Source organism: Streptomyces solincola, assembly GCF_002982015.1.
Classification (GTDB): domain Bacteria; phylum Actinomycetota; class Actinomycetes; order Streptomycetales; family Streptomycetaceae; genus Streptomyces; species Streptomyces solincola.
The window spans coordinates 1-2,481 of sequence record NZ_PVLV01000640.1; the positions used below are offsets into that span (position 1 = coordinate 1).

Here is a 2,481-nt window from a genome sequence, read left to right on the forward strand (position 1 = left end):
GCCGGGGGCGGGCCGCGGACGGGGTGGCGGTCTTCCTGCGGGCCTACCTGCCGGTGGCGGCGGAGGCGGCCCGGCACGCCGCCGCCGACCGCCTGGAGCGGCGCACGGCCGCCGGCCTGGCCCTGCGGTGCGCGGGACGGGCGCTGGCCGCGCTGGAGACGGCCGCCGCCGGGGGCAGGGCGCCCGCCTGCTGGCGGCCGCTGCCCGCCGTGCGACGCCATCCCGGCGTACGTCCGGTGCAGTTCGCGCTCGCCGGGTTCAACGCCCAGTTGGGCCACGACCTGCCGCTGGCGCTGGTGGAGACCTGCCGGGCGCTGCGCCGCGCTCCCGAGGAGCTGGCGGACGCCTTCGAGTGGACGGCCGATCTGCTGGTGCTGCTGGAGGAGCGGGTCCGTGAGGAGCTGACGCCGGAGCCCGAGCAGTTGGAGCTGTCCGATCCGCTGGTCCATCTGCTGGGCTGCCGCCGTCCGGAGCGGGCCCGGGAGGCGGCCTGGCTGGCGGCCCGGACGCTGTGGCAGCTCCAGCGGCCGGGCGCGGCGGAGGGCCTGGGCGCGGAGTACGCCGCCCAGTTGGACCGCTCGGTGGGGCTGGCGGGCCGGATACTGCTGACCCCGGCGCCGCTCCCCCGCCCCTGAGCGCGCGCCCGGCCCACGGCGACGGGCCCGGTGTACGGCGGTGCCCCCGGTGTACGCCGACGGGCCGGCCCCCACTCTGGGGCCGGCCCGTCGCCGTCGTACCGAACGGGTCGGTCAGTCCTCCGGCAGCTCGACCGGGGCGATCTCGTCGTAGAGGTCGCCGGGGCCGGGGTTGGTGGCGTCGGTGGCGCCGCCGAAGTGGTGCATCACGCCCCACACGGCGTTCAGCGCGGTCTGCACGGCGCCCTCGGCCCAGCCGGCCGTCCAGGAGATGTCGTCACCGGCCAGGAAGACGCCCCGCTTGTCCTCGGGCAGCCGGTCCTGCATGAAGTGCGTGAACAGGCGGCGCTGGTAGCGGTAGTGGCCGGGCAGGTTGGCCTTGAACGCGCCCATGAACCAGGGCTCGTTCTCCCAGGAGACGGTCACCGGGTTGCCGATGACGTGCTTGCGGATGTCGACGTTCGGGTAGATCTCGCCGAGCGACTTGAGCATGACCTCCATGCGCTCGTTCGCCGACAGCGGCAGCCACTTCAGGCTGTCGTCGCACCAGGTGTACGACAGGCAGATGACGGCCGGCTTGTCGGGGCCGTCGTCCAGCAGGTAGGTGCCGCGGGTCATCCGGTCGGTGAGCGTCATCGACATGGTGTCCCGGCCGGTGGTCTCGTCCTTGTCCAGCCAGAACGGCCGGTCCACCGGGACGAACAGCTTGGAGGACTCCATGTAGTGGGTGCGCTCCATCGCCGTCCAGTGGTCGATGGGGAACAGCGAGTCGTCGCAGGCGATCTTGGACAGCAGCAGCCAGGACTGGGCGGTGAAGATGGCCGCCTGGTAGGTACGGATGTCGCCGTCGGCGTCGGTGACGGTGATCCGGTTGCCGGCGGTGCGGTTCAGCCGGGTGACGGCCGGGCGGGGCGCGCCGTCGTGCAGCGAGGACAGCGAGGTGCCCAGCGGCCAGTGCGTGATCTTCTCCGGCTCGCGCTCCCACAGGCGCACCGGGAGCTGCTGGGAGCCGCCGACGATGCCGCGGTGGTGGTCGTCGGCCTCGGTGTAGACGACGCGCAGGATCTCCAGGATGGAGTTGGGGAAGTCGGTGTCCCAGCCGCCGGTGCCGAAGCCGACCTGGCCGAAGATCTCCCGGTGGCGGAAGGACTTGAACGCCTCGGAGTCGCAGAGGAAGCCGTAGAAGGTCTGGTTGTCCAGCTTCTCCACCAGCCTGGACCAGATCTCGCGGATGCGCGGCACGTCCCGCTCGCGCAGGGCGCGGTTCATGTCGGAGAAGTCGGCGCCCTCCTCCAGGCAGGCGGCCCAGGCGTCGGCGACGTCCCGGTAGACCTGCGGGAGGTCCTCGACGGTCTCCGCGTAGTGCGACTCGCCCTTGAGGTCGACCACCGTGGAGGGGGTGCACTCGGCCAGCGGGTTGGGGAACGGCGCGGTCTTCAGGCCCACCAGGTCGATGTAGTGCTGGAGCGCCGTGGAGGACGGCGGGAAGCGCATGGCGCCCATCTCGGCGGTGAGCGCCGGGTCGCAGCCCTCGAAGCCGACGGTGCGCAGCCGGCCGCCGATCTGGTCGGCCTCGTAGACGACGGGCTTGAGGCCCATCTTCATCAGCTCGTAGGCGGCGACGATGCCGGACAGTCCGCCGCCGATGACGGCGACCTCGGTGCCGTGCTCGGTGGCCGGTATCTGGCCGAGGCCGGCCGGGGAGGCCAGGAAGTCGTCGTAGGCGTACGGGAAGTCCGGACCGAACATGGTGATCGGCGGCTGAGCGTCGGTGTGCTGGACGGCGGTGGGCACCGTGGACGTCATGGGGTGCGGACTCCTTGCGGGCGACGTGGGGGCGGGGCGG

General features: G+C 72.7%; 2 protein-coding genes. One reads left to right on the forward strand and one right to left on the reverse strand.

The genetic code is table 11. From position 1 onward, the window contains the following. A partial coding sequence (locus C6N75_RS28610) for a DUF5995 family protein (protein WP_322888086.1) occupies positions 1 to 635 on the forward strand: 635 nt, incomplete at its 5' end. A 114-nt stretch (positions 636 to 749) separates the two neighbouring features. Here C6N75_RS28610 and C6N75_RS28615 read toward each other — a convergent pair. Further along, a complete protein-coding gene (locus C6N75_RS28615; RefSeq protein WP_105871753.1) occupies positions 750 to 2,441 on the reverse strand; it encodes a flavin monoamine oxidase family protein in 1,692 nt (563 codons plus the stop codon). Between the last annotated feature and the right edge of the window lie 40 nt (positions 2,442 to 2,481).